23 protein-coding genes are annotated in these 24,095 nt (G+C 37.6%); 3 read left to right on the top strand and 20 right to left on the bottom strand.

All coding sequences use genetic code 11. From position 1 onward, the window contains the following. Positions 1-13 precede the first annotated feature (13 nt). From ACF3N8_RS05310 to fdaB, 13 genes are all read right to left on the bottom strand, one after another. Positions 14-538, bottom strand: a complete 525-nt coding sequence (locus ACF3N8_RS05310) for a TIGR01440 family protein (protein ID WP_009383934.1) — start codon at positions 536-538, stop codon at positions 14-16. 114 nt (positions 539-652) lie between these two features. Beyond that, positions 653-1,087, bottom strand: a complete 435-nt coding sequence (locus tag ACF3N8_RS05305; RefSeq protein ID WP_009383935.1) for a protein-tyrosine-phosphatase — start codon at positions 1,085-1,087, stop codon at positions 653-655. A gap of 1 nt (position 1,088) precedes the next feature. Beyond that, positions 1,089-2,129, bottom strand: a complete 1,041-nt coding sequence (locus tag ACF3N8_RS05300; RefSeq protein ID WP_009383936.1) for an L-threonylcarbamoyladenylate synthase — start codon at positions 2,127-2,129, stop codon at positions 1,089-1,091. Between the two features lie 78 nt (positions 2,130-2,207). Next, positions 2,208-3,044: a peptide chain release factor N(5)-glutamine methyltransferase gene (prmC, locus tag ACF3N8_RS05295; RefSeq protein ID WP_238094265.1), complete on the bottom strand. Its 837-nt coding sequence runs from the start codon at positions 3,042-3,044 to the stop codon at positions 2,208-2,210. Continuing rightward, a complete protein-coding gene (gene prfA, locus ACF3N8_RS05290; protein ID WP_238101098.1) occupies positions 3,031-4,110 on the bottom strand; it encodes a peptide chain release factor 1 in 1,080 nt (359 codons plus the stop codon). Before prfA ends, prmC begins: the two co-directional genes overlap by 14 nt. After that, positions 4,110-4,709, bottom strand: a complete 600-nt coding sequence (locus ACF3N8_RS05285; RefSeq protein ID WP_009383939.1) for a thymidine kinase — start codon at positions 4,707-4,709, stop codon at positions 4,110-4,112. The genes prfA and ACF3N8_RS05285 overlap by 1 nt, the downstream gene beginning before the upstream one ends. 177 nt (positions 4,710-4,886) lie before the next feature. Then, a complete protein-coding gene (locus tag ACF3N8_RS05280) occupies positions 4,887-5,144 on the bottom strand; it encodes a type B 50S ribosomal protein L31 (RefSeq protein WP_009383940.1) in 258 nt (85 codons plus the stop codon). A gap of 129 nt (positions 5,145-5,273) precedes the next feature. Next, a complete protein-coding gene (gene rho, locus ACF3N8_RS05275; RefSeq protein ID WP_009383941.1) occupies positions 5,274-6,590 on the bottom strand; it encodes a transcription termination factor Rho in 1,317 nt (438 codons plus the stop codon). Positions 6,591-7,474: 884 nt separating this feature from the next. Next, positions 7,475-8,902 (bottom strand): aldehyde dehydrogenase family protein, encoded by a 1,428-nt coding sequence (locus tag ACF3N8_RS05270; RefSeq protein WP_009383942.1) that lies wholly within the window; start codon positions 8,900-8,902, stop codon positions 7,475-7,477. A gap of 537 nt (positions 8,903-9,439) precedes the next feature. Beyond that, positions 9,440-9,772 carry a helix-turn-helix domain-containing protein gene (locus tag ACF3N8_RS05265; RefSeq protein WP_009383943.1) on the bottom strand — a complete coding sequence of 111 codons (333 nt, stop codon included), beginning with the start codon at positions 9,770-9,772 and terminating at the stop codon, positions 9,440-9,442. Positions 9,773-9,823: 51 nt separating this feature from the next. Further along, positions 9,824-11,083: a UDP-N-acetylglucosamine 1-carboxyvinyltransferase gene (locus tag ACF3N8_RS05260; RefSeq protein ID WP_238101099.1), complete on the bottom strand. Its 1,260-nt coding sequence runs from the start codon at positions 11,081-11,083 to the stop codon at positions 9,824-9,826. A 304-nt stretch (positions 11,084-11,387) separates the two neighbouring features. Then, the gene (locus ACF3N8_RS05255) at positions 11,388-12,722 is read right to left on the bottom strand and encodes an IS1182 family transposase (protein WP_103370597.1); all 1,335 of its coding nucleotides are present in this window, start codon (positions 12,720-12,722) and stop codon (positions 11,388-11,390) included. 174 nt (positions 12,723-12,896) lie between these two features. Continuing rightward, positions 12,897-13,757 carry a class IIb fructose-bisphosphate aldolase FdaB gene (gene fdaB, locus ACF3N8_RS05250; RefSeq protein ID WP_017176875.1) on the bottom strand — a complete coding sequence of 287 codons (861 nt, stop codon included), beginning with the start codon at positions 13,755-13,757 and terminating at the stop codon, positions 12,897-12,899. A gap of 223 nt (positions 13,758-13,980) precedes the next feature. Here fdaB and ACF3N8_RS05245 point away from each other — a divergent pair, with 223 nt between their 5' ends. Beyond that, positions 13,981-14,502, top strand: a complete 522-nt coding sequence (locus ACF3N8_RS05245; RefSeq protein ID WP_009383946.1) for a DUF2529 family protein — start codon at positions 13,981-13,983, stop codon at positions 14,500-14,502. Positions 14,503-14,550: 48 nt separating this feature from the next. Here the strand turns inward: ACF3N8_RS05245 and ACF3N8_RS05240 are convergent, their stop codons facing one another. The 3 genes from ACF3N8_RS05240 to ACF3N8_RS05230 all read right to left on the bottom strand — a co-directional run bounded on the left by ACF3N8_RS05240 (position 14,551) and on the right by ACF3N8_RS05230 (position 17,821). Continuing rightward, the gene (locus ACF3N8_RS05240) at positions 14,551-16,158 is read right to left on the bottom strand and encodes a CTP synthase (protein ID WP_009383947.1); all 1,608 of its coding nucleotides are present in this window, start codon (positions 16,156-16,158) and stop codon (positions 14,551-14,553) included. A gap of 178 nt (positions 16,159-16,336) precedes the next feature. Next, positions 16,337-16,867 (bottom strand): DNA-directed RNA polymerase subunit delta, encoded by a 531-nt coding sequence (gene rpoE / locus ACF3N8_RS05235; protein ID WP_009383948.1) that lies wholly within the window; start codon positions 16,865-16,867, stop codon positions 16,337-16,339. 93 nt (positions 16,868-16,960) lie between these two features. Next, positions 16,961-17,821: a GNAT family N-acetyltransferase gene (locus tag ACF3N8_RS05230; protein WP_238094266.1), complete on the bottom strand. Its 861-nt coding sequence runs from the start codon at positions 17,819-17,821 to the stop codon at positions 16,961-16,963. Positions 17,822-17,942: 121 nt separating this feature from the next. Between ACF3N8_RS05230 and ACF3N8_RS05225 the strand changes: the two genes are divergently transcribed. After that, positions 17,943-19,535, top strand: coding sequence for a BCCT family transporter (locus ACF3N8_RS05225; RefSeq protein WP_017176874.1), 1,593 nt, complete (start codon positions 17,943-17,945; stop codon positions 19,533-19,535). A gap of 49 nt (positions 19,536-19,584) precedes the next feature. Here ACF3N8_RS05225 and ACF3N8_RS05220 read toward each other — a convergent pair whose 3' ends face one another. Continuing rightward, positions 19,585-19,953 (bottom strand): glyoxalase/bleomycin resistance/extradiol dioxygenase family protein, encoded by a 369-nt coding sequence (locus tag ACF3N8_RS05220; protein WP_009383951.1) that lies wholly within the window; start codon positions 19,951-19,953, stop codon positions 19,585-19,587. Positions 19,954-20,043: 90 nt separating this feature from the next. Here ACF3N8_RS05220 and coaW point away from each other — a divergent pair, with 90 nt between their 5' ends. Further along, positions 20,044-20,844, top strand: coding sequence for a type II pantothenate kinase (gene coaW, locus ACF3N8_RS05215; protein WP_009383952.1), 801 nt, complete (start codon positions 20,044-20,046; stop codon positions 20,842-20,844). 55 nt (positions 20,845-20,899) lie between these two features. Here the strand turns inward: coaW and ACF3N8_RS05210 are convergent, their stop codons facing one another. The 3 genes from ACF3N8_RS05210 to ACF3N8_RS05200 all read right to left on the bottom strand — a co-directional run bounded on the left by ACF3N8_RS05210 (position 20,900) and on the right by ACF3N8_RS05200 (position 24,078). Continuing rightward, positions 20,900-21,562 (bottom strand): DUF2750 domain-containing protein, encoded by a 663-nt coding sequence (locus ACF3N8_RS05210; protein ID WP_009383953.1) that lies wholly within the window; start codon positions 21,560-21,562, stop codon positions 20,900-20,902. Positions 21,563-21,718: 156 nt separating this feature from the next. After that, positions 21,719-22,894: a hypothetical protein gene (locus ACF3N8_RS05205; RefSeq protein ID WP_009383954.1), complete on the bottom strand. Its 1,176-nt coding sequence runs from the start codon at positions 22,892-22,894 to the stop codon at positions 21,719-21,721. Further along, positions 22,891-24,078: a M20 family metallopeptidase gene (locus ACF3N8_RS05200; RefSeq protein WP_238094268.1), complete on the bottom strand. Its 1,188-nt coding sequence runs from the start codon at positions 24,076-24,078 to the stop codon at positions 22,891-22,893. The genes ACF3N8_RS05205 and ACF3N8_RS05200 overlap by 4 nt, the downstream gene beginning before the upstream one ends. Positions 24,079-24,095 lie beyond the last annotated feature (17 nt).

Below are 24,095 nucleotides of genomic sequence, written 5' to 3'. Positions count from 1 at the left end.
TCCTCACTTAAATTTATTGGTATTGCGCACGTTCTCCACCTATTTTCTTAGGACGTGATGATGCTATGGATACAATTGCGTCTCCGATGTACTTAACCGACGTACGTACGGGAATCGCAACATGATGAATGTGCATACCGATTAAAGTTTGCCCTATATCAATACCCTTTGGCACTTTAATGTACTCAACAACCACAGGTTCGTCCATGTGCTGATAGGCATATGTAGATAAACTACCGCCAGCATGACGCGCTGGAACAACATCTACAATCTCCATTGTATAAGGGTCATAATCACGTCGTTCAATTGTCACTGCGCGGTTTATATGTTCGCAGCCTTGAAAGGCAAAGTGAACACCTGTATCTCTTTCAACAGCTTTGAACGTATTAAATAACGTCTCTGCCACTTCCATAGAACTATTCGTACCTATCTTAGAGCCTGTAATCTCTGATGTAGAACATCCAATAATGCACATTTCACCCTCTTTGAAAAAGCCCTGTGCGTTCAGTTCCTCAATTAATTGATCTAAAGCTTCCATACATCCACCTCCATCATCCGCGTATCCTAATGATAAGTTTTAGAATATGCTTTATAGCTACATTATAACTTATTTTAAGTTCAACTTATACTAATTCATGAAGTTTTAAGGATTTCAAGCCTTGTCGTTAGCTAGTTTAGTTTTCATTTTCATGATGTAGGATTCAAGTTGCTTGAATGTGCGTTCGTATGTTTCAAATGAACCACCGTACGGATCTTGCACTTCGTATGGCTCTTCTATGAATACATTAAGGACATGTATATTGCTATGAGGACCATAGAGATGTTCAAGTTGTTCTTTATGCGCATGTGTCATGACTAAAATTAAATCTGCCTCTAAATCTACCTTTTTAAAGGAAGCGGACTTCGTTGGATCAGGATATGAATTCGCCTCTAACAACTCATAAACAGATTCACTCGTTGATGCCCCTTCCATCGCCATCACGCCACGTGAAACAACTTCTACAGACGCTGGTAATACTTTCTTACTAATACTTTCAGCCATCGGACTACGGCATGTATTACCTGTACAAACAAATACGATTTTCACATTACTCCCCCCTTATAATGTTATAATTTGCTGCTTTTTCCATGCGGTTCATGATTGCCTCATTATCTTCATTTCCGTCAAATCCATAGATAAACGCTTGTTCAATGGATGGTAATGCGTCAAGTTGATGTAAGGATGCATAGAGATTTCGATTAGCACCTGTAATATCAGTTTCATCCTTACATAGTGGAATGAAAATCGCATCTTGAGGTAGCGTATCTCGTAAGCGCTCTGGATAAATGAACGCAACCTTCTGCCAATCATTCATTTCAAAAGGTAGCTTTGAACCCGCATTAAGCAATATCGTTAACGGTACATCAGGCGCGTAATGCTTATATTTCATGCCTGGCGCAATGGGCTTTTCAAGGGAGAGCGGTTCATTAATATCGACACATCCTGACACAATTGAATTAAGCATGTGCTTGGTGATGACTCCAGGTCGTGCGATCTTAAATGGGAATGTGCGACAATCAACGACTGTACTTTCGAGTCCAGCTTCACTTTGTATGGAACGGATGATGCCATCTACGCGACCGTCCATGTCGTGATAAACGTGTTCAAATGTGGTTGGTGAAGGTCTGCCACTAATATTAGCGCTTGGTGCTGCAATTGGTAAATCTACGGCTTTCAATATTTGACGACATACGTCATCACTCGGCATACGAACGGCGATTGAATCGAGCCCTCTTGAGACACCTTCGCTTAAAACGCCTTGCTTTAATGGCACAATAAATGAAATAGGACCCGGCCATAGGTGTTTCATTAAAGTTCGAGCCTCAGGATGGATGCTTGTCGTAAATGCATCTAATTGGCTCAAGTCGTGAATATGAACGATGAGTGGGTTGTCTTGAGGACGCCCTTTCGCTTTAAATACGTTTGTAATCGCTTCGTCATCGTAAGCATTTGCGCCGAGTCCATAAACTGTTTCTGTCGGGATACATACGAGACCTCCGTTATTAAAGCATTGAATGATTTCTTCTAATTGTGGATAGTCCTGGACATTGGATTGATAGTCGCTTAAATCCCAAATACGTGTCTCCATGAATTATCCCTCCTTTATGTTTTATCTTATCGTATAAGAAAAAGTTATGTATAGCATAAAACTACACATAACTTTTAATTACCATTTAAATTTAATGATGCGATCATTTTGATTCATATCTTTTAGCACTTGAACGTGAGTAGACGGATACATGTTCTGAATCATAGCTTTCAGACGTTCACCTTGTAGATAGCCGATTTCGAATACGACAACGGCACCTTTTTTCAACACTTGTGGTAAATCCTGAAGTATACGTTCATAGATGAGTAAGCCATCATTTGCTGCGAATAATGCGCTTTCTGGTTCATATTCAAGTACCGATGACGACATGACTTCGACTTCGTCTCGTGAAATGTATGGCGGATTTGAAATTAGACCGTCCAATTTCACGCCTTGGTTAATCAGTGGTTTTAAGACGTCTCCTTGATAGAACGTGATATCCGCTTCGAGTCGTTTAGCGTTGTCTTCAGCTACTTTGAGCGCTCGTTCACAAATATCCGTTGCGATAACATTCAAGTCAGGCTTTAACCGTTTAAGCGTAATCGCGATAGCACCACTGCCTGTTCCGATGTCTGCGACGGTATCCCCGTCACGCACTGATTCAAGGAAACTTAACGTAACCTCTTCAGTTTCAGGTCGTGGTATTAAGCAGTCTTTCGACACGACAAAGCGTTCACCATAGAATTCTTGAAATCCCACGATATACTGTACTGGCTCGCCTTTTACCAATCGAGCAAAAGCCACTTCAAACCGATGTGCGTCTTCAGCAGGTACGTCTTCACTTTGATGCATTAAGTAATCGATGGATTTCCAGTTCATTAAATCAAGTAGTAATGTTTCGACACTGTGCGTATCGACCTGATGTTCTATAGCGATTGCTTGGTGCTTTTCCAAAAGAGACTTAAAGTTGACCATCATTCAATTCTTTCAATTTCTCAGTTTGCTCATGCATTGTCAGTGCATCAATAATTTCGTCTAACTTACCTTCCATAATTTGATCTAACTTCTGAATCGTTAAACCAATGCGGTGGTCCGTTACACGTGATTGTGGATAGTTATACGTACGAATACGTTCTGAACGGTCACCTGTACCAACAGCTGACTTACGTTCTGATGCGTATTTAGCTTCTTCTTCTTTAACTTTCATATCATGAACACGCGCTTTTAATACTTTCATCGCTTTTTCTCTGTTCTTAATTTGAGACTTCTCGTCTTGTGACGTTACAACCGTTCCAGTTGGTAAGTGCGTAATACGTACAGCTGAATCTGTTGTATTTACGTGCTGACCACCTGCACCACTTGAACGGTACGTATCGATTTTAATATCTTCGTTACGAATTTCGACTTCAATATCTTCTGCTTCAGGTAATACGGCAACTGTTGAAGTAGATGTATGAATACGACCACCTGACTCTGTCTCAGGTACACGTTGCACGCGGTGTGCACCATTTTCATACTTAAGTTTTGAGTAAGCACCTTGACCTTGGATCATAAAGCTGATTTCTTTATAACCACCGTGGTCACTTGCGTTCATTTCAACGACGTCTGTTTTATAACCGATAGACTCACTATAACGTGTATACATACGGAATAAGTCCCCTGCGAAAATTGCAGCCTCGTCACCGCCTGCTGCCGCACGGATTTCCATGATAACGTTTTTATCATCGTTAGGGTCTTTCGGAATAAGTAAGAATTTAAGCTCTTCTTCAAGTTGAGGTACTTGAGGTTTAAGATCGCTTAGCTCTTCTTTAAGCATATCAACTTCATCTTTGTCTTTAGTCTCACCTAACATGATTTCGATCTCAGAAATATCTTCTTTAACTTGTTTGTAGTGACGATAGACCTCTACCGTTTTTTGTAAGTCAGCTTGTTCTTTAGAATACGCTCTTAACTTATCTGAATCATTAACAACGTCAGGGTCACTTAATAACTCATTCAATTGTTCATATCTTTCTTCTACTATATCTAATTGATCAAACATTAATTTTCCTCCTTACAAGATTCCTCTTTAATCACGACATGATGTGCGCGACATCTCGGTTCATAACTCTCATTAGCACCAACTAAAATGATTGGTTCATCATATCTCGCGGGTTTACCGTCGATGAGTCGTTGTGTACGACTTGAAGAAGCACCACATACAGAACAAACAGCTTGTAGCTTTGTTACGTGTTCGCTCACTGCCATCATTTTAGGAACTGGGTCAAATGGCTCACCTCTAAAGTCCATATCTAACCCTGCTACAATAACGCGATGACCGCGCTCAGCTAGTTTCTCTGCAATATGTACAATTTCCTCTTCGAAAAATTGAATTTCATCTATCCCTATAATATCAACACTTTCTAAATCTTGTAACAATATATCTCTCGCAGATGAAATATTGATTGCTTCGATTGCATTGCCATTATGGGAAACAACTTTCTCGTCGTGATATCTATTATCGATAGCTGGTTTAAATACGACGACCTTTTGTTTAGCGTATACACCGCGTCTTAAGCGTCGAATTAATTCTTCAGACTTTCCGCTAAACATACTACCAGTAATACATTCTATCCAACCAGAATGGTATGCCTCATACATGATTGTTTCCACCTTTACCAAAAACATAATCGCTTTATTATAACATAATATATTCAATTCTAAATTTTAATCTAATGCCCTTATGTAAAAAAATAAGCCGAATCAAAAATGTTAAGACATTCTTGTTCGGCTTAATTGCACCATATTCAACATGCTTCTTTTTCAAACCTAAACAAATTAGTTGTTTTTTGATTTGAAACCAAATTTCTTGTTGAAACGTTCCACACGACCATCCGCAGCAGCGAATTTTTGACGTCCTGTGTAGAAAGGATGAGAATCAGAAGATACGTCTAAACGTACTACTGGGTATTCGTTACCGTCTTCCCATTCCATAGTTTCATCAGAAATTTTTGTAGAACCACTTAAGAATTTGTAGTTTGTAGTTGTATCTAAGAAGATTACTTTACGGTATTCTGGATGGATTCCTTGTTTCATTTCTATTCAGCTCCTTTGCCCTGAACCATCTGGAACAGAGTTATTTGTGAGTTTTTTACCCAATACTTAGGTATTATATCGGTTTACCTTTTAAAAAGCAACCCCATATGGAAATCCTTTTCAAAGAGATTAAATTATAGGCTTGCCTGTCTTCGTACTGTCTTTAGCCGCTTCTTGAAGTTGATTAAAGAAATCTTTATTATCTTTAGAACGCTTAAGTCGACGTAAGAAACGTTCTGTAAAGTCTTGAGAATCTGTAAACATGTTACGCAGTTGCCATAACGTATCGAGCTCTGATTTCGAAATCAATAATTCTTCTTTACGCGTAGAACTACGACCGATGTCAATTGCTGGGAAGATACGTCTTTCAGATAAACGACGGTCAAGGTGTAACTCCATATTACCTGTACCTTTGAATTCTTCGTAAATCATGTCGTCCATGCGTGAACCTGTTTCAACTAAAGCTGTAGCTAAGATTGTTAAACTACCACCTGCTTCAATATTACGCGCAGCACCAAAGAAATGCTTAGGCTTATGAAGTGAAGCTGGATCTAAACCACCTGATAACGTACGTCCACTTGGCGGGATAACTAAGTTATAGGCACGCGCAAGACGCGTAATTGAGTCCATTAATACGATGACATCTTCACCTATTTCTACTAAGCGCTTAGTACGCTCGAGCAGTAATTCGGCTACTTTAACGTGATGAATAGGTGGTTCATCAAATGTTGAATGTACGACTTCAGCATCTTCAACTGAACGTTCAATGTCCGTTACCTCTTCCGGACGTTCACCTACTAATAAGATGAATAGCTTAGCGTTAGGTTTATTTACACTAATCGCATTTGCGATTTCTTTTAATAATGACGTTTTACCAGCTTTAGGAGGTGCAACGATTAAACCACGTTGTCCAAGACCAATCGGCGTGATTAAGTCCATAATTCGAGTAGAGTAATTCTTAGTAGTTGTTTCTAAAAGGATGCGTTCTTCAGGATAAAGTGGTGTTAAAGCTTGGAAGTGAGGTCGTTGTTTGACTTCTTCGGCATTGTGATCATTTACGAAGTCAACTTGAAGTAAACCGTAATACTTTTCATTGTCCTTGGGTTTTCTAACTTTACCAGTTACTTTGTCGCCGCGTTTAATTTCGAATCTGCGAATTTGACTCGCAGATATATAGATATCTTTTTCACCTTTGGAATAGTTTACCGTTCTTAAAAAGCCATATCCATCAGGTTGAATATCATCTAAGATACCTTCCATATAATAATTTCCGTCTTGTTCCATTTGGGCTTCCATGATAGCGAGAACAAGCTCTTTTTTATTTAATTTACTATAATTAACTAATTTTAATAATTTTGCCTTCTTTGTTAGTTCTTTCGTAGTATAATTTTTATACAACTCGTGAAAAGATTCATACTGAGGTGACGTTCGTTCTTTTTGAGGCATCTATTTTACACCCATTTCATCTAAAAAGTTTTAGTGGCGAGTTGAATAATCTCTCTACCAACATGATAACTATAGCAAATTTTCGATTTGAAGACAAAAGGATTTTGTGTTTTGTACATACATAATCTTTTTAAAAATTTACTATGACTAGTCTTAAATAGACCTATAAAAATATTGCGTGGTGTAGGTGTAGATTTAGTGGTAATTTGGAGGAATTTTGGTTTTTTGAGAGTTTTATGTGAGGGGGGATCGGAGGGAAAATTTAAGGGATTTTCCTGGGGGAGATACGGAGTAGATTTTAAGGGTTTGTTGTAGGGAATCGCCCTTGTTACATTGTTTGCCTCAGTCTTTGTAACATGGCTTCTTTGTTACATTGTTTGCTTTAGTCTTTGTAACATGGCGTCCTTGTTACATTGTTTACGTCAGTCTTTGTAACAAGTGGGCCATGTTACATTGTTTGCCTCAGTCTTTGTAACAAGGCGTCCTTATTACATTGTTTGCGTCAGTCTTTGTAACATGGCTTCCTTGTTACATTGTTCGTCTCAGTCTTTGTAGCATGGCTTCCTTGCTACATTGTTTGCCTCAGTCTTTGTAATAAGGTAAATTTTCGTAATCGAAAATTTTTCGATATTTTTATTCACCCAAATAATTCTTTATAGATGACGATATCGGCGGCATCGTTATGCGATTGTTTTTATTTTCTTTCGCGTAACGACGCCGTTATGCGATTGTTTCAATTTTCTTTCGCGTAACGACACCCTTATGCGATTGTTTTATTTTTCTTTCGCATAACGGACTCAACCTCCATCCCCCAACCTAAAAATGGCCGAGCCCACCCGTGGACTCGGCCAATACCTATACCTAAACCTAATCAATCTCTAGCCTTATTTAAAGTAACCTGAAATTGATTTAATTTCTAAGAACTCTTCAATACCATAGTCGCCCCATTCACGACCTAAACCTGATTGTTTATAGCCGCCGAATGGTAAGTCTGCAGCACGACCTGCTTCATTAATTTCAACCATACCTGCTTCGATTGAACGGGCAACATGACGTAAGTTATCTCTATTTTCACCAAGGACATAACCAGCAAGTCCATACTTCGTATCGTTCGCAATTTCAATCGCGTGGTCTAAATCTTTATACGTGATTACTGACATCACAGGACCAAAGATTTCTTCTTGCGCGATCGTCATCTTGTTATCTACATCCGTAAAAACTGTTGGTTTCACGAAATAACCTGTTTCTAAGCCTTCAGGTTTACCTTCGCCACCATAGAATAACGTAGCACCTTCGTCGATACCCTTCTTGATATAATCTTGAACTTGATCAAATTGTTTCTTACTAATAATAGGACCAACTTCAATGCCTTCTTCGCGTGGGTCACCAACTTTAACATTTTCCATTTCACGTTTAACCGCTTCTAAGAATTCATCCTTAAGAGATTCAGGAATTAACGTACGCGTACCTGCCGTACAAACTTGACCCGTATTATTCACAACTTTACTTACAGCAGCTTTACTAGCAAATTCAATATCTGCGTCATCAAGCACGATTAACGGTGATTTACCACCTAACTCAAGAGAAAATTTCTTGAAGTCCTTACTAGCCTTTTCCATAATTTTAGAACCAGTAGGACCAGAGCCAGTAAATGACATCATGCGCACTTTAGGGTGTTCGCTTAACGGATTACCTACACCTTCACCGTCACCATTAACTAAGTTAAATACACCTTTAGGTACGCCAACTTTATCAAAGATTTCAGCTAAGATAATTGCAGCATACGGTGTTTCTTCAGAAGGTTTTAAGACAACCGGGCAACCTGCCGCAAATGCTGCCGCTAATTTTAATGAAGTTTGGTTCGTAGGGAAGTTCCAAGGCGTTACTAAGCCTGCAACACCAATCGCTTCTTTAACGATTAAGTTATCTTCACGTTGTTCTTCAAATTCAAACGTATCTAAAGCTTCACGCGCAGCTTTAAAGTGTTTTAAGCCCGCTTCATAGTGAACATCCTCAGACTTTTGTAACGGTGAACCTAATTCATCCGTCATCGCTTCAATTAAATCATCTTTGCGGTTTTCATATTCTTTCACAATTTTATCTAATAACGCTTTACGGTCTTCTACACTTGAATTGCGGAATTCTAAATATACATTGTGAGCAGCCTCTACTGCTTTATTCACGTCTTCTTCGTTACCATTCGCTACCTCGCCTAACACTTCTTCAGTAGCTGGATTGATTACTTTAATTGTTTGACCACTTGCACTTTCAACCCACTCGCCATTGATATATTGCTTTGTTTGGTTTCTCATTAATGGTCACTCCTTTATTCATCTGATACTTTCATTTTAAGACGATTCCCTCGAAAGTTTAAATCATCTGCTTTAACTTACTTTCCCTCTTTGAAAAGTCCTATGCTTATAAAGACGTTAAGTCTCCTAATTTCTCCTCAACATCACTCTTACTTTTTGAAAAGTCCTACACTTATAAATATGCTCAGGAACCTTATTTCTCCTCAACATCACTCTTACTTTTTGAAAAGTCCTACGCTTATAAAGACGTTCAGACTCCTAATTTCTCCTCAACATCACTTTATCTTTTTTTAAAAGCCCCAACCTCTTAAAGTTCTGTTACAGACCTATAATTTTCACTAAGCCAATTCAACCCTTTCTTGAAAAGCCCTACCTTGCTAAAATTCCTAAATTGACCTTAAAACGTTCCTAAGCCACATTCGATCCTTTCGAGAAACCAAAAAACGCAGGACCCGTATACATTTCGTATCACGATGACAAAGTATCACTTTACCTATCGTGTAAACGAAACGAGGCGTCCTGCGCTCATCATTCGTATCATTTACTTGTTTTTGATTCGAGTTCAATATATTCTTGAGCCCACTCTTCTACTGGTAAGAGGGCTTTTGCTAAGGCTAAACCTTTATCAGTAAGGCAATATCGAACTGAATGAGGCGCGTTGGAAATGACTTCTTTCTTAACAAGCCCCCACTCGGCTAAATCAGTCAATTTGATTGATAAGGCTCTCGGTGTAATCGGCTTTAAATCACGCTTCATGTCAGAGAAATGTGCTGCATGATTATGACATCTGGATAAATAATTAACGATTAAGCCATTCCAACTGCGTCCTAGAATCTTAAACGTTTCTTCTAAGTATGGACATATTTCCATGTGTATCCACCTCTGTTATGACATTGCACGTTCGTGTTTAAAATAAAGGTTTTATACTTCTTCCGTCCACACATCGGCACCGAGTTCACGAAGTTTTTCAACGATGCCGCTATAACCACGGTAGATGTGTCTTACATTGTGAATTGTTGTCACACCTTCAGCAAGTAATGCAGCTACGATTAAGCATGCGCCAGCACGTAGGTCACTTGCATATACTTCAGCACCTTTAAGTTTAGATGGTTTGATTGTAGCTGTACCTTGATCAACAGAAATATCAGCACCCATCTTTCTTAGCTCATCCACGTGTTTAAAACGCTTTGGATAAATTGTATCTTTAACAAAGCTTGGTCCTTCAGCTAAGAATAATAAAGGCGTAATCGGTTGTTGAAGGTCAGTTGCGAATCCAGGGTATACAAGTGTCTTAATATGAACACTTTGATATGGTTCAGAACTTGAAATACGTACGCTATCTTCATCGATATCTACATCGATACCTAATTCGCGTAATTTAACTGTAAGTGGGTCGATATGCTTAGCAATAATATTGTTAAGCTCGATGTTATCACCACATGCAGCCGCAATACACATATACGTGCCCGCTTCGATTCTGTCTGGAATCACACTGTGACGGCTGCCGCCTAATTCAGGCACACCTGTAATCTTTAAAGAACTAGTACCAGCTCCTGATACTTTAGCACCTAAACTATTAAGGAAGTTCGCGACATCTACAACTTCAGGTTCTTTAGCTACGTTCTCGATTACTGTTTGGCCTTGTGCGCGAACGGCTGCAAGCATAATATTAATCGTCGCTCCTACACTTACGACATCTAAATAAATGTTCGCACCCTTTAATTCTTCAGCTTCAATCTTCATTGAAGACGTACTAGATTCATCAATTTTAGCACCTAAAGCTTTGAAACCTTTAATGTGCTGATCAATTGGACGAGGTCCTAATGGGCAACCTCCTGGTAAACCGATAACACATTTTTTAAAACGACCAAGCATTGCGCCCATCATATAATAAGACGCTCTTAAAGATTCAACTTTATTATTAGGAAGTGGCACATTCTCTATTTCTTTAGGGTTAACTTCTAGTGTGTCCCCTTTAAGAGATGTTTTGATATTTAAGTCACCAAGAAGACTTACGAGCGTTTCTACATCTGAAATCTCAGGTAAGCCATCAATTGTAACTTGTTGTTCAGCTAAAATTGTTGCGGGAATAATAGCGACGGCACTGTTCTTAGCCCCACTAATTTGAACTTTACCATTTAAACGTTGGCCGCCTTTTATTTTGATAACTTCTTCAGCCATGCTTGAGTTCTCCTTTTATATACGTTCTTAATAAACTTTTATCACTTCATAAAAAGCGCATCTTAGTTTAATCATTTTGAAATTGCAAAATAACTTTCAGTCATTATATACCCAAAATAATCTAATAATATTTACGTAAATTTTACTTAAATATATGTAAAAAGTCACTATACAATCGTATAGTGACTCAGACTGTAGACAAACTATCGTTATAGCATATAAAAAGTGTAACGGTAGTTTGTTTTTTTATGATTTTTTCGAAAATATGTATAAAATTCTTTAAAATAGAAGTCCTCACGGACTCTTATGTAAGCCACGTAGCTACTTTTTTCAAATTCATCGCAGCACAAGTAAACATCGTATCCATTGTCACCTTTCCTAAACCTCGAAAACGTGTCCATCTCATACCATGTTGCTCTTTAGCATCACCAAATCGTCTTTCTATTGTTTGGCTTCTCATTTTATATATTTTTTTAATTGAATCCATAAACCTTAAGTCTTCAACTATATCCAAATCATCTTGCCATACATGCCTTTGGATTTGTTTTTGAAACTGTTTATTTTCGGTACATTTACTCAATAATGGGCATTCACGACATGTGTCAGAACTTGACATATATAGTCTGTGTCCAGTGGGCATAGTTCTTTTGTAAGTTAAAAACTCATCATTAGGACAAATATAACTATCATAATATTCATCGTAGATGAAATCGCGATTTTTGAAGAAACCTTCTTTTCCTTTTGGCCGAGTATACGGCATCACGGGTATCATTAATTTTTCAATAAGATAGTGTGCGTTAGCTGGAGTCTTATAACCAGAATCAACTGCTACATATCTCGCCTTTAAACCTAATTTCTCCATTCTTTCTATCATAGGTTTCAATTGTGTACTATCATGGACATTTCCTGGAGTGACATGTGAATCTAAAATGAAGCCGTGTCTATCGACACATGCATGTAGCGAATAGGCAAATTGCTTTTCTCTCTCGCTCTTCACATAATAACCAGACTCTGGATCAGTTTTACTTTCTTTTATATATTTAGTTTTCACTTCCTTTTTCTTTTTTATAGGCTTTTTTCCATCGGCTTTTCTTAGAAGATTTACTTCATCATCCAATTCTTTTTGGTATGCTTTGGCTTCAATTTGAACAACTTTCTTAATATATTTATTTTTATTGGCATTGGCTTTAATATGAGTTGAATCGATAAAAATTTGCTCGGTATTAATAAGATCATTTTCAAAAGCAATTTCTAAGATGTGTTGGAAGATTTCTTCAAATACCTTATTATCATAAAATCGGCGGGTATAGTTTTTGCTAAAAGTACCGAAATGAGGGACTTTATCAAAGAATCCATAACCTAAGTACCATCGGTACGCTACATTAGTGTGAATTTCTTTTATAGTTTGTCTCATAGATTTAATACCGAATAATTTTTGAATTAGAAGGATTTTTACTAGAATTACAGGGTCTATAGAAGGTCTGCCATTATCTAAGCAGTATTTATCTTTCACTAAATCATAAACAAAGTTAAGATCTAAGACTTTTTCAACTTTACGTAACAAGTGATCATCAGGAACTAACTGAGATATTGAAATCATTTCAAATTGTTCTCTGTTATTGGAAGATTTATTTAGCATACTATCACCTCAATATCTTATTACTATTATTATACTAGAAATGGGCAAACAGGTTGTTATGTAAAATATTGAAAAATAAAAAATGCCGACAAGTCCGTAGGACTTTGTCGACAGTCTGAGTCACTATACAATCGTATAGTGACTGTTGATATAATTATTATAGCATTTCAAACATTATTTTGCTCGATTAGTCGTCCCAAACATTTCAATTTTTTCTTTAACAGTTTCGATAATTGCTTCACGTGCAGGACCTAAGTATTTACGTGGATCATACATATCTTGATCCTTTTCAAGCGTTTCACGAACGGCTTTTGCTGAAGAAATCTGATTCTCAGTGTTCACGTTAATCTTAGCAGTGCCAAACGAAATCGCCTTCTGAATATCATGTGTAGGGATACCAGTTCCGCCGTGTAGAACTAGTGGAAGTCCAGTTGAAGCTCCAATTTCTTCCATCTCTTTAAAGCCTAGGTTTGGTTCACCTTTATAAGGACCGTGTACAGAACCTAACGCTGGTGCAAGCGTGTCGATACCCGTACGTTCAACAAGCTCTTGGCATTCTTTAGGATCAGCGTAAATAACCCCATCTGCTACAACGTCATCTTCTTGGCCACCAACCGTACCAAGTTCCGCTTCAACAGATACGCCTCTGTCGTGCGCATAATCAACTACTTTCTTCGTGATTTCGATGTTCTCTTCAAATGGCGCATGTGACGCATCAATCATGACTGACGTGAAACCTGCATCAATCGCTTCTTTACACTTTTCAAAGCTTGAACCATGATCTAAATGAATTGCTACAGGTACCGTGATGTTGTAATCATGTAATAAACCTTCTACCATTTTAACGACTGTGTAGAAACCACCCATGTAGCGCGCTGCACCTTCAGAAACACCTAATATAACTGGCGCTTGCTTTTCTTCAGAAGCCTTTAATATGGCTTGTGTGAATTCTAAGTTATTTAAATTATATTGTCCTACCGCATAACCTTCTTCTTTTGCTTTAATAAGCATGTCTGTCATTGAAACTAAAGGCATGACCGTTCCTCCTCGCGTGCATATTTTGCACAATGTATTCTCAATTAATTATACCTAATTTTGAAATGAAATGGTACTTTAAATCGCTCAATGACAGTATTTATATGCGCAGGTGTTAAACAAATTTACCATTTTCGCCACTTTTTTTGAAAAGCCCTCCCATATTGCAATTACAAATGCCATCGCTTACAATTTGAGACGTACAGAAGAACGGAGGTTTATCATGTCTAAAATACTCAATACTCAAATAAACGGTGTATTTAACCGTATCGAAAACCAAGATTTAGACATTCAAATGGCAAGTCAGTGCTTAATTCAAGCAATCGGCGGCGAAGGTCATGTTTATGTAAAAGGCTATGATGATTTAAAATGTTTTGAAAGCTATGTTACATCAAGCAGTGAAAAATTAGAATCAAGTAAACTACTAAGTTCATTAAATAGCCTTGATGAACTAGACACTACAGATCGTGTATTCTTATTTAGTCCATTTTACACAGAAGACATGCAAGCTGATGTTAAAGCTTTAATCGATAAAGATGTAGATTTTGTTGTTGTGTGTAATAAACCTAAAGAAACGACAATGCCAGATCATCTCATGCACTTTATCGACTTAAGTACGCCACGTCCAATCGTATTTACTGAGGATTATGATAAAGTCGTGACACCTCACCCGATTGCGTTTAGTTATATTTATTATGAAATTTACACACAAATGGTAGAAATGATTCGCGATTTAGATTTATAAATCTATGTAAAAAGCCCAAGTTACGCATCATGTAACTTGGGCTAAATTTTAGTTTTCGCGGTGATTAATTGCCGCTTCAATAAATGCTTTAAAGATTGGTTGAGGACGGTTTGGACGTGATAAGAACTCTGGGTGGAACTGACAAGCTACGAAGAAATCATTTTCTTTAAGCTCAATCATTTCAACTAAACGTCCATCCGGACTTGTACCTGAGAAGATCATACCATTTTCCTCTAAACGCTCTCTGAAGTCGTTGTTAAATTCATAACGATGACGGTGACGTTCTTCAATTAATGAATCTGTATAAATTTCACTAGCTTTAGTGCCTGCTTTAATTTTACATGGATATAAACCTAGTCGTAATGTGCCACCTAAATCTTCGATGTCTTTTTGTTCAGGTAATAAGTCAATGATTGGATAAGGCGTACTCGGATTTAACTCTGCTGAATGTGCACCCTCTAAACCTACGACGTTTCGCGCAAATTCAACAGTTGCAAGTTGCATACCTAAGCAAATACCAAAGAATGGTACATTGTTTTCACGCGCATAACGAATCGCAGAAATTTTACCTTCACTCGCACGGAATCCGAAGCCACCAGGTACTAAGATACCATCTACATCTTCTAAGTATTCTTTAGCATTAGAATCATTCACTTCGCTAGAGTCAATCCATTTAATTTCAATATCTTTATGGAATGGATAACCAGCGTGCTTAAGAGATTCAGCAACTGAAAGGTACGCATCTTGAAGACTTACATATTTACCTACTAAAGCAATTTTCACACTACCATTAAGGTTATTAACCGTATTTAATAATTGATTCCAAGCGTCAAGTTGTGTGTCATATTTAACGTCAAGATCTAAACGTTCAATTACGATATCATCCATATCTTGTTTACTTAATTGTAATGGAATTTCGTATAACGATTCCGCGTCACGACACTCAATAACACTTTCTTTATCAATGTCACAGAATAAAGCAATTTTATCTTTTAATTCTTGACCCATTTCGTATTCAGTACGCACTACGATTAAGTCTGGTTGAATACCTAAGCCACGAAGTTCTTTAACACTATGTTGTGTTGGCTTCGTTTTCATTTCGCCTGCTGCTTTAATGTAAGGTAATAACGTACAATGAACATACATTACATTGTCGCGACCTAAATCACTTCTAATTTGGCGAATTGCTTCAATAAATGGTAATGACTCAATATCACCAGTCGTACCACCGATTTCAGTAATCACCACGTCGGCATTTGTACTTTCACCAGCTAAAAGTAAACGTGATTTAATTTCGTTAGTAATGTGTGGAATAACTTGAACTGTACCACCTAAGTAATCACCACGACGTTCTTTTTTAAGAACTTGTGAGTATACTTTACCAGCTGTCACGTTTGAATATTTATTTAAATTAATATCGATGAAACGCTCATAATGTCCTAAGTCAAGGTCAGTTTCAGCGCCATCATCTGTAACGAATACCTCACCGTGTTGATAAGGACTCATAGTACCTGGGTCAACGTTTAAGTATGGATCAAACTTTTGAATCGTTACATTTAATCCTCTATCTTTTAAAAGTCTACCTAATGACGCAGCTGTAATACCTTTTCCTAATGAAGAAACAACGCCACCGGTAACAAAAATAAATTTTGTCATTTGTTCTCCTCCTCATGAAATCGAGCCATCTATCTATTCATTCTTAAAATAAAAAAATCGCTCCCTCTCACATGTTTGTAAGGGGAGCGTATATTAGTTTATACACATCGTCCTATTAAAAGGAGCCCAAATAAAATTTTATCACGTTCGAAGAAAAAGTCAATTAAATTTCTATGACTTACTCTTCTTCGTCTTCAGTTTCTGTTTCGTCGTCTTCTTCTTCGATATCTTCGTCATCTTCTTCATCAACAACAAGATCTGATTCATCAATTTCTTCTTCAACAGGTTCGTCTTCAGGATCTTCAATTTCGTTTGATTCATTGTTATTACTTTGAGATGATTCGCCCTCTTCTTTATCATCTTCACCTAGCAACGTTAAATTTTTATCTTCTTCATCGTCTTCATCTAAGATATCAAACTTTTGGATTGTTGGCGCAATCTTCTCTTCAATGTCATCAACTGAATACCAATCTCTAAGTCCCCAAATATTATCGCCAACACTTAAGAAACGACCATCTGTATTTAAGTCTGTATAGAATTGAACAACACGATTTTCAATTTCGCTATCATTATAGCCACCGATTTTTTTAAATTCGTCAATCATGTCATATAAATTCATCGTTGAACCTTTTTCATTTAATAACGTATACGCCATATCGATAAATGATTTTTCATTTACCATCTCTTTTGTGTAATCCTTTAATTTCATTTACGCATTCTTCCTTTCAAAGGCATTATCCAATATCTTTTCATATCTTAACAAAAATAAATTATAAATGACAAGAACGGATTTATCAATCAACTAATAATTAATATATTTCTCAAACATCGTGAAATCATCGTTTGCATCAACGGTAACGAAGTTACTTTTTTCAAGAAGAGGCCTGAACTGATTACGAATACCAAATAAGGTACATTCGATTACCGAAGTTTTATCAAATGTCTTACGTACGAACGTAGCAAGTTGACGTAAAGCATTCTCAGCAATACCTGAGTCACGTCTATCACTTTCAACTTCAATCGCACGAATAATAATGCGATCACGATTCGTTTCGAGTGCGATAAAGCCTACTTTCTCTTGATCGAGCATTAAGTCAATAATCGTTAAATGATCACGGCTTGTCGATTGGTTAACTTGTAAGCGTAACGAAGATACGTATTTAGTATCTAAGTCTAAGTAATACAGACGTTCCTTACCTATAGGGCCTGATTCTTTCGTCGCTGCATGCATGAAACCTGAGCGCTCATATAAATTCCATGCCCCTTCATTCTCAGCGTCTACGACTAAATATAAATGATTAAATTCAGGATAAACATCTTTAACATAGTTCGGTAAGTTCATCATAATTTTAGTGCCATAACCCTTACCTTGGTATGCTTCGTTAATCGATAATGAACGAATGTATATGACTTCATGCGGTGTTTCATAACCCTCGTGCTGATAAAACTGATGTAACACAAAAAAGCCAATCACTTCACCTTGTTCGTTAATCGCGATGTTAGCAATACGATTTTCGTCATTTAACGCTTCATCTAGCACTTCTTTAGGAAGCGATGAATAAACGCGTTGACGTTCACTTAGTTCAAAAGCCTCTAATGCTTCTCTATAATCTTCACTAAATGTTCGAATCGTAATATTTTCAAATTGTTTTTGATAATTCATTAATTACATCCTCTAAGTATATTTTACTTAAATTATACACGTATTCTTAAAAATTGAAACTTGAATGTACAATATAAATTATGTAAGATAATTAATTGTAAAGGAAATGAAAGGGGATTTTATGGAAACTGAACATCAAACTAAGAGAAGACACAGAAATATCGTCTATGGGGTTTCACTGACGATACTATTGATTTTGACATTGATTGCTGCTATTTTCCCTAAAATTTTCGGAAAATACGCACAATTTGTTTACGATTCACTCTCACAGGGGTTTGGGTGGTTATTTCTAATCATCGTATTTGTACTCGACATCTTTCTCATAGGATTAGCGATGTCACGTTATGGAAGATTTAAACTTGGTAAGGATAACTCAGAACCTGAATTTTCCTTCCTATCATGGATAGGTATGCTATTCTCAGCCGGTCTTGGCGTGGGGATCGTATTCTGGGGTGTTGCCGAACCATTGACACACTTCTTACACTCACCTTCTCCCGATATTGCTAAAGATGCGACACAAGAATCTGCACGTGTCGCAATGGGATACACATTCTTCCACTGGGGTATCTCACAATGGTCTATCTTTGCAATAAGCGGGCTAATCGTTGCCTATTTTCAATTTAGAAAAGACCGTGACGGTCTCATCTCAACTGCTATGGAACCTGTCCTCGGTGAAACGTATGGCAGACCATGGCGTAATATTATCGATATATTAGCTGTTATCGCTACCGTAATGGGTATCGCAACTTCTATTGGTTTAGGTATTATGCAAATTGGTGGTGGCTTAAACCATGTATACGATTTACCAAATGCGAATCCAACTAAAATAATCATTACTGTAGTGATGACATTGATCTTCTTAGGATCAGCATTAACTGGTTTAGACCGCGGTGTTAAATGGTTAAGTAATTTAAATATATTTGTAGGTGCAATATTATTAGTATTTGTACTTATATTTGGAGATATTCTATTTGTTGTTAAATCTTTCACATTAGCTATAGGCGATTACTTAAGACATTTCGTCGAATATAGCTTACGCATCAATCCGTACAAAGGGAATGATGGTTGGACGCAACAATGGACTATTTTCTATTGGGCCTGGGTTATTTCATGGTCACCTTTTATTGGCGGATTTGTGGCACGTGTCTCAAAAGGACGTACGATTCGCGAATTCGTCATTGGTGTACTCATTATTCCACCAATAATCTCATTTACTTGGATAGCTGGCTTTGGTGGTACTGCTTTAAAATACGTGTTAGAACACGGCAAAGGAATGGCTACAATCGTTGATAAAGATTATAGTGTTGCTTTATTCGAACTACTATCTAAATTTCCTTTATACGAAGTCACAAGCGCACTCGCAATTGTCTTAATTTTCACATTCCTTGTTACAAGCGCTGACTCTACAACACATATCGTTTCAGGTATGGCAACTGGCGGCGTTAAGAATCCTAAACGTAAACATAAATTAATTTGGGGTATTTTAATAGGAGCTATTTCTGTAGCAATGACGATAGCGGGTGGTTTAACAAGTTTACAAACTGCAGCTGTCGTAACGGGCCTACCATTTTCGATTATATTACTACTTATGATTATTTCATTAATGCGAGCTTTAAAACGTGAAGATATCAAACACTTCAAGATGAAGCACATTGATGATGACAAAGATTTCTCACTTACATTAGAAGAACGTGAAGATGAAGCTAAAGATTAACTTTAATAAGGATGAGACCTTGAAAAGTCTCATCCTTTTATTATGCGTTCTATTGTATAAAGCTGTTCATTAACCAATTAACTTTGTATTTATCTTTAACTTGCCCATGCATCGCGTTGAAGAACGTACGTTCAATCGGCATGTGTGGATTCCCTTCTTCAGCTAGCGTGTCATAAGCCTTTCGCTCTGCTTCAACTTCATCAAACGTTAAAATAATATTCGAATTATCATTTGTCGTCTCTTGACCATAGTCAGAAGAAATGTGCAAAATCACGCATTGATTGACGTGTAATTCCGCGTGTAAAATGTCATCCTTTTTCTTATTTAAAATTTTAACTTCCCCACCAAAAGCCTCTTGATATAATTCTATTGCATCTGAAACGTTATCAACGATAATGTACGGGCTTAGAGAAACCATTTGTCCATCTCCTTAAAATTTATGGTTGTTTTTGTGGCTTATTCATATACTATAAGAGTAACGGAAATTTTTTTAGAGGTGAAATAAAAAATGAAAATCGGCATAGATGCTGGCGGTACACTAACAAAAATTGTGATAGAAAAAGAAGGAGAACGTTCGTATCAATCCCGTTTAACTACGGAACTTGATGATATTGCAGTTTGGCTAAATCAACAAGACTGTGATTGTATTCATTTAACAGGTGGTAACTCTAAAGAATTAGCTAAACGTCTTAATTGTGAGACTGTATCTTTTGTAGAATTTGATGCGGCGCATAAAGGATTAGAAATCCTTTTAAAAGAGCAGGATATCAAACTTGATACATACATATTTACGAATGTAGGTACTGGAACTTCGATCCATTTAGCCAATACGCATGAGCAAAAGCGTGTCGGAGGTATCGGTACTGGTGGCGGTATGATTCAAGGTCTTGGTTATTTACTTACTCATATTAAAGACTACCAGAAGTTAACAGACCTTGCACAACAAGGTGATCGTGAATGTATTGATTTAAAGGTTAAACATATTTATAAGAACAGTAAACCACCGATTTCAGGTGAATTAACTGCGGCAAACTTTGGTCACGTGTTACACAATTTAGACTGTGACTTTAGTGATGCGGATAAGCTTGCATCTATGGTTGGCGTTGTCGGTGAAAGTATTACAACTGTGTCTATTCATAATGCCCGAGAATTTAAAACTGAAGATGTGGTTTACATCGGTTCGTCTTTTTATAACAACCCACTGTTACGCGAAGTTATTGAAAACTATACACGCTTACGTGGTTTCAATCCACACTATGTTGAAAATGGTGCCTACTCAGGTGCACTCGGTTCAATCTATCTATCATAAAAAAAACGCTTAAGTCATTACATGTTATGTGTAAGACTTAAGCGTTTTAATTTTTTTAAAATGTAAGTTCGTTAGCTAAACGTTGTGCTGAAACGATTGTTCCTACGACACCAGGCTTTAAATCAATCGCGACATATTTATCGTCGTCACGTAAACCGTCTAACCATTCACTAAAGACTTCGCCTTCAACATCGATTAAGTCACATTCTTCAAAGTCAGCGTCTTTAACAGCTTCGGCTCTCTTACTTAAACTCCATACTGGAATAAAATCTACATTATAATCACTTTCTGTAACCGTGATAAAGTTGCGCGTTTCTTTATTCGTTAAACCAATCACGCGGTCCGTATTCGCAACGTCTTGTGTGAATTCGCGTAGTCGAATATCATTTAACACTGTTACAATCTCATCTGTTGCTTCTACAACGTTAATAAAGTGACCTTCAAGCGTATTCGTTACGTTTACTAAGATTTCGTCTTCTTCATCGAAAATATTACGACGTTCATAAGTTGTAAACGCATCAATATCTTTAGGCACGACTTTATCAGCCTCGATATTATAATGGTCTAAATATTTATGAACAAGTGCTTCTTCAGTCCAAATCACAAATACTTCTTCACCATTATATTGATGTTTAACGAACTTTTTATCTTTAATAGCAACATAAAATGTTTCATGTTCCACGATATCTTTGAAAAATTTCTCTTCGCGTAAATTCAAAACATTCACCCACTCTTTCTAACATATCAATATTTTAATTACCCTTGAATTTCATTTAATACGCATCCTTATATCAAGTACACCATTTAATTAAAATATTAAAACATGTAATGTAAAGCGTCAATCAAATCATTTTTCCAAAAGATTGCCTACGCTTTATTCTATGGCTTTTAAAAAAGCGGCCTCATGCGCATCCACTGCCTCTTCAGTTTCTGCATGCCAAATACAGGCGAATCGTGAATTTACGTGGCGATCTTGGTACCAATCCCCGTCGTAATAGGATAGCGGATACAGTACACCCTTCTTAATAAACGTTTGAATCGCTTTAAAGAATTTCGTATTATCGCCCTTCGCGATGTAGCTATAAAATTTGTGATAACCCTTAGTTAGATAAGGCTCTAGCAATAACATGCTCGTTGATCCGTTCTGGCGGAAGTTTAAATCAATCGCGAAGACATCACCGTTATGATCTTCGAGTAAATCGAATCCTGCTACGCCGTAGAAACCTTTCTCGACACCGATCTCCATAATCTTTCGGCCCGCCTCAACCACTTTCTCAGGCACATTTATCGCGTTCACGTTTCCATTGTAAAAGCCATACGCATTGGTAAGTTGTTTCGCTGAGCCTATATACGTAACGCCTAAAGATTCGGAATAAGCAAACTGAACACAGTAGTTCTCTTTAGCTTCAATCATCTGTTCGATGATTATCGTATCCGTTTCATCTTCTGCGGCGTGGATACGCTTGATAGCCTTGTCTAAGTCCTCATCGTTATAGCAAATCATAACGCCATAACCACCAGCTGTCGGTAGGTCATCGCCTGGTTTCAATACGAATGGAAAGTCCCATTCCTTCACGCGGGCATCAACGTCCGCAATTTCTACAATTTCACGCTCAGGCATAAAGTTGCCGTCTGTCCATTCCTCAATACGTGATTTATTATTAAGTGCGATGAAAATATCTTTGTCTAACGCATAATGCATCGGGCTTAGTACATCATCTCCATGAACGTATTGGAAATAAATCTTCTTATCTTCCTGACGCGCTAGTCTTTGAATTAAGGATTCATACGTCTCTTTACTGTTGAAGCGGTAAAGATTATCAGGCACTTTTTGATCGACGAGACTAAATAATGTTTCAAGCTTATCTGTAACGCTAGCATCATGTACGATTACTGGCATGTCCGCAATCAAGAGTTCGCGACCAGTTAGAAAGTTTGATTGATGTTCATCAGGCTCTAACCAAGGATTAGATGTGTATGAAGTTCTTGAGCTATATACCGTAGAAGGTGTATAGAGTTGACCTAGTGTTAGTTTGGCTGCCTTTTTCATTTCTTGGACTCCTTAATCATTTTGTGTTGCTTAATGATTGCTTGACGCAAGTCGTGATCTTGAATGAATGCTAGACCCATACAAGATAGAATTTTAGCCCCTTTAATTACCGCTTCATCTCCCATACGGCTAGCTGCTGCCTCACGGAAACGATGTGTGTGACCGACTAAATGACTTGGACCGATTTTTAGATGTGGGTGGATGGTCGGTACGATGTGACTCACGTTACCTGTATCTGTAGAACCAAACCCAAAGTCACCTTCTCGCACATCCTCATCCATTTCTTTCGCATACTTAACAAACAATTCATCTAATTTAGGTGTAATCACGAATTCATTGACGCCATTTTGAATCGGTTCGAATTCATAATCACAACCTGTTTGAATAGCTGCACCTCTCGCTATTTCACGTACGCGGTGTGTGAGTATGTCTAATTTCTTTCGCGTGAGCGCTCTTGTGTAGAAACGCGCATGCGTATAATCAGGAATAATATTCGCCGCCTTACCGCCATCTAATATGACGCCATGAACACGTTCATCCCTTTGAATGTGCTGGCGCAACTGCGCGACACCGTTGAAATAACTTAACATCGCGTCTAGCGCGTTCTTAGCTTCGTAGGCATTTTCAGAAGCGTGGGCACTCTTACCAAAAAATTTAATATCTAATACGTCAACGGCTAAGGTTGGAATCGTCGTATATGTGTCGTGCCCTGGATGTACCATTAAGGCTACATCCAGCTTGTCGATATAACCTGCTTTAACATAAGACGCTTTCGCACTACCATTCTCCCCGCCTTCTTCAGCCGGACAACCGAGCACTTTCACAACGCCCCCTACTTCATCTACAACTTGCTTCAGTGCCATACCCGCACCTACACTTGCTGTTCCAATGATATTATGACCACAAGCATGTCCTAATCCTGGTAATGCATCATATTCTGCTAAAAAACCAATGGTAGGACCTTCCTTATTAGAATCATACGTCGCAATAAAGCCTGTAGAGTGACCTGCAATATCTTTCTCAATGTCAAAGCCTTCTGAATCAAGTAATTCACGCAATACACGTGAAGCAAAAATTTCTTCGTTACCAAGTTCTGGTCGTCGGTGTATATGTTGACTCGTTTCAATAAGTTTCAAACGATGGTTATCGATGTAATCTTTAAGTCGTTGTTTTATATGTGTCATGAATACGCCCCTTTGAT

It is taken from the genome of Staphylococcus massiliensis (assembly GCF_043186315.1).
In the GTDB taxonomy this organism is placed as follows: domain Bacteria; phylum Bacillota; class Bacilli; order Staphylococcales; family Staphylococcaceae; genus Staphylococcus; species Staphylococcus massiliensis.
Note: the sequence above shows the minus strand (reverse complement) of the source record. Positions and strands in the feature narration are given on the sequence as shown.